Raw genomic sequence first — 4151 nt, 5'->3', positions numbered from 1 at the left:
GCCGGACTGAGCTACATCTCAATTGCTCTAAAGCGGTTGCAAATATAGATCATTTATTTATTTCAACAAAGAATTTTTTATGGATTTCCTGCCAAAATTACCTTAAAGCTTTGGCATAAATATTGAAATATCTAGATGCTTAATTATAAAATGTCATTTTGACAATAATATTACCTTTGTACAACAATTGTATATAACAGACTTAAAAAATAAAATATTATGGCATTGTTTAAATCACTTGACAATCTTGAAGAAAAAGCAGAAATGAATAAAGATGGCTGGCCCGAAGGCGAGGCCGAGAAAGTAAAATGTTTAATCATTGGTTCAGGACCAGCAGGATACACAGCTGCCATCTATGCAGCGCGCGCCAATTTGTCGCCTGTAATGTACCAGGGCATGGAGCCGGGAGGACAGCTTACCACAACAACCGAGGTTGAAAACTTTCCGGGTTACCCATCGGGTATTACCGGCCCAGAAATGATGGAAGACCTGAAAAAACAAGCAGAGCGTTTCGGCACAGATGTGCGCTGGGGCATGGCCACAAAAGCTGACCTGAGCAAACGTCCGTTTAAAGTGGCTATAGACGACAAAAAAGTGCTGGAGGCCGAAACTTTAATTATAGCTACAGGAGCCACTGCCAAATATCTTGGTCTGGAATCAGAAGAAAAATATAAAGGTTCAGGCGTTTCGGCATGTGCCACTTGCGACGGTTTTTTCTATAAAGACAAAGTTGTTGGTGTTGTTGGTGGTGGCGATACTGCTGCTGAAGAGGCTACCTACCTTGCAGGCTTGGCCAAAAAAGTTTATTTAATCGTACGTAAAGACTACATGCGGGCTTCGAAAGCGATGCAAAAGCGTGTAGACAACACTAAAAACATCGAAATTTTGTATGAGCACAACACTAAAGAGCTCTATGGCGATGGCGTTGTTGAAGGCGCAAAACTTATTTACCGCAAAGGTAAACCCGACGAAAAAGAAGTTGACATTAAAATTGATGGATTCTTCCTTGCTATAGGTCACACACCAAACAGCAAAGCATTTGCAGACTATTTAACCACTGATAAAGAGGGTTATATCATTACTGATGCAGGCTCTACCAAAACAAACATTCCGGGTGTTTTTGCATCTGGTGATGTACAGGATAAAATATACCGACAGGCAGTAACCGCAGCAGGTTCAGGCTGCCAGGCTGCACTGGATGCAGAGCGTTTTCTTGGCGAACAGGAATAAACCAACAATTTTCACATACAGTATCAATGGTCCTTTCGATGCGAAAGGGCCATTTTTTTTTATACCAGATAAACGGACCAAAAGTAATTATTTATCAACAGGCCATTTGATAAAAAAAGAGGATTCAATTTTACAAACAAGTGATAAAGGGTTAAATTTGCATTTAAGCTTAAAAAATATGCAAAAAGTTCTGATCCTGACATATTACTGGCCGCCGGCGTCGGGCCCGGGGGTGCAGCGTTTTCTCAAATTTTGTAAATATTTACCTGAATTTGGATGGAAACCATATGTTGTAACCGTTGAAAACGGCACCTATTCTTCCGTAGATGAAACACTTTTAAAAGATATACCAGAGCAGGTTCAGGTTATAAAAACCCGCACCAACGAGCCGTTTAGTATTTACAACCGGCTTACAGGCAAGGAAAAAAAATCGGGCACTGTGGGTATGCTAAATATGGATAGCGGACAGAACCCAATAAAACAAATGTCACTCTATGCCCGCGCCAACTATTTTATACCTGATGCGCGTAAAGGCTGGAACCGTTATGCCTATAAAGCAGCCAAAGCGGTAATTGAGAAAGAAGACATCAATATCATCATAACTACCGGCCCGCCCCATAGCACGCATCTAATTGGCAAGAAACTTAAAGAGGCCCTTGGTGTGAAATGGCTGGCAGATTTCAGAGACCCCTGGACCAATATTTTTTACAACGAAGCCTTACCCCGTACAACCAGTACGCAAAAAAAAGATAAAACCCTGGAAGATAACGTGCTTAAAAGTGCCGACAAGGTGACGGTAGTAAGCGACGGACTCAAAGACGAGTTCGCTGACCGTACTGAACCAACGGTAATTTATAATGGATTTGATGTAGATGACCTGGCTTATCAGCCCTGGGATGACAAGAACCGCAAATTTACATTATCCCATGTGGGGAATTTAATGCCAGGGCAAAATATTGAAGAATTATGGCAGGCGCTAAAAGAATTAAAAGATGAATATGAAGAATTTGGTGCCCAGGTTAAACTATCATTTACAGGCAATGTGGACGATGGCATATTAGCCTCGCTTGACAAATATGAGTTAAATGACATGGCAGATATTGATGGGTATGTGCCCCACCTTGAAGCGACCAAAGCTATGATGACTGCCGACATGCTACTTTTTGTCATTCCTGACACAAAACGAAACGAATTAATCATTACGGGTAAGCTCTTCGAGTATATTGCGTCGCGCACCCCAATACTTGCGATAGGTCCTACTGATGGCAACGCTGCGCACATACTTCGCAATGCGCATCGCACCCCCATGCTCGATTTTTCAGATAAGACAGCTATAAAAAAGCAAATACTTGTAGCCTTTACAAAATGGCAGGAAGCCGATGCCCCGTTCAAACTCGACGAAAAAGATTTGGAGAAATTCAGCCGCAAAGGACTTACCGGCCAATTGGTCAACATACTTGATGAATTGCAGAATGAAAAAGTACAAGCTTAACAAAAATTATAATTCTCTGCTCTGTCAATAAAAAAGGTGGCGTTTTTTATTGCTGTTCCAGCCAGCCTGATTGCTATACTCTACGAAATAGATCGTAATATCGGCCTGGTTCTCATAGTCAGTATAATAAATTGTTTTATCGGCCTGGTTCTTATAATCGGTAAAATACCAAAGGCCATTGTTTTTCCCAGCCTGATTTGAATACTCTACCTTAAATACACTCAAGTCGGCCTGGTTTTCATAGTCTACCACAAAAACTTTCACCTCAGCCTGGTTGGCATATTCAACTGCATATACCTTCTGTCCGTATGAAAGTAAGCTACAGCATAAGACCAAAACAAACAACATTAATAATTTTTTCATAGCTTCGAGATCAATTATGCGTTCAAGATAGAAATTAAAGCTGAGTCGTCCTAAAATAGGTTGACAAGTTTTTAAAAACAAAAGCCGGCGAAAAACATGCTGACTCTTTAAGCTTTTATTTCAATATAAACTTTTGCTTTAGTCGTTTTCGATCATTACCTGCTTCAAAGAAATAGATGCCGGCTGTGTATTTTTGCAGGTTTATCATTAGGTCGCCGTTCTCGGGAAAAATCCCTTGTTTTATTGTTTTGCCTGTTACATCAAATATACGCCAATATTGAACAATCATTGACGAAGAGATTGCAACATTTATGGTTTCCTGAGCCGGACTTGGATAAATCTTAACAGCATCTTGTCCGGAATTATGATCAATTATAGCTGTAGTAGCAGTTGTATCCTGGTAAATAGTTTGTACTTCAGTTGGAGTTAGTACGCGATCAAAAATTTTAATTTCATCAATTGCCCCTTCGAAATGCATCGTAGCATCATCCCAAAAGCCTTTGCCCAACCATAACTTTTCATGCGCAAGGGCATCGGCGAAAAACTGGGAATACGATGAAGTTCCAAAGTTATACCATCGATCTGTCATTTCCTGACCATTCAAATACCCGGTATTAAAATTTTCTCCAACAACTACTACAAAGTGTTGCCAAACTCCTTCTGCGATTGCATGCTGCGAATCGAAGCACAGAGAGGGATAGGTACATCCATCTTTCCAAAAGGTATAATACAGCCGCTCAGATCCGTTGTGTAGTGGCGTATGCCCCACTTCAATTATAAATCCTTTGTTGGCGGCATCGAAAAAATCGCAATTTTCCTCAGCGCCATAGTAAAAAATCGGTGCAATGCCATCTATTTGAGTAGGGATATAATCTACACGGAACCAAACCGACAAAGAACCGGTTTCGAGGTTGGAAAACACGGCTGGTGCATTCATTCCATCTGCTGGAATACGGGCATAATCATCGACTCCGTCGAAAGAAAGTGCATTCCCTTTCATTCCTTCAATTAGCGCGGCCCCATAAACTGTCCCATTATTATCATTTCCCGAATGGTCGGCAAATAT

At 41.0% G+C, this 4151-nt stretch carries 4 protein-coding genes; 2 read left to right on the top strand and 2 right to left on the bottom strand.

Features of this window, described 5'->3' with window-relative positions; translation table 11 throughout:
* Positions 1–264 precede the first annotated feature (264 nt).
* Together trxB and VJ937_RS08990 are read left to right on the top strand one after the other, a co-directional pair.
* Positions 265–1230, top strand: a complete 966-nt coding sequence (gene trxB / locus VJ937_RS08995; RefSeq protein WP_324066564.1) for a thioredoxin-disulfide reductase — start codon at positions 265–267, stop codon at positions 1228–1230.
* Between the two features lie 178 nt (positions 1231–1408).
* Complete coding sequence (locus VJ937_RS08990; RefSeq protein WP_324066563.1) at positions 1409–2722, top strand: glycosyltransferase family 4 protein; 1314 nt, start codon at positions 1409–1411, stop codon at positions 2720–2722.
* A 24-nt stretch (positions 2723–2746) separates the two neighbouring features.
* Here VJ937_RS08990 and VJ937_RS08985 read toward each other — a convergent pair whose 3' ends face one another.
* Both VJ937_RS08985 and VJ937_RS08980 read right to left on the bottom strand, forming a co-directional pair.
* Positions 2747–3085, bottom strand: coding sequence for a DUF6150 family protein (locus VJ937_RS08985; RefSeq protein WP_324066562.1), 339 nt, complete (start codon positions 3083–3085; stop codon positions 2747–2749).
* Between the two features lie 115 nt (positions 3086–3200).
* Positions 3201–4151: LamG-like jellyroll fold domain-containing protein (locus VJ937_RS08980; protein WP_324066561.1), on the bottom strand; the 951-nt coding region annotated here is incomplete at its 5' end.

This window comes from Salinivirga sp. (genome assembly GCF_035268865.1).
Classification (GTDB): Bacteria; Bacteroidota; Bacteroidia; order Bacteroidales; family Salinivirgaceae; genus Salinivirga.
This window is presented reverse-complemented; position numbering and strand designations above follow the sequence as displayed.